This window comes from Paraburkholderia sp. BR10141 (assembly GCF_056155635.1).
In genome coordinates this window covers 1-321 of sequence record NZ_JBMIQH010000159.1, presented here as the reverse complement: position 1 = coordinate 321, position 321 = coordinate 1, and the positions used below count along the sequence as shown (strand labels likewise).

At 61.4% G+C, this 321-nt stretch carries 1 protein-coding gene; it reads right to left on the bottom strand.

From position 1 onward, the window contains the following. On the bottom strand, positions 1 to 321 hold a 321-nt coding region (locus ACOJB8_RS41295), incomplete at both ends, for a transposase (protein ID WP_475018027.1).

Below are 321 nucleotides of genomic sequence, written 5' to 3'. Positions count from 1 at the left end.
TTCTGAGGAAAGCCTCGTGGATGAAAGCGAGCTGTTCGAAGCGGATGCGCAGTCGGCGGAAGTTGTGAAGCCACGAGATGGTCCGCTCCACAACCCAGCGTGTTTTGCCTAGCCCACTACCATGAGGCTGACCACGCCGAGCGATTTCGGTTGCAATGCCGGCGGCATGCAGTGGACGTCGATACTTGTCGTGGTCGTAGCCCCTGTCGCCCTGAACGACCCGAGGCTTCGACAGCGGTCTGCCACGCTTGCCGCCGATTGGCGGGATTGCCTCGACCAGCGCTTGAAGTTGAGTGACGTCGTTGCGGTTGGCGCCGGTCA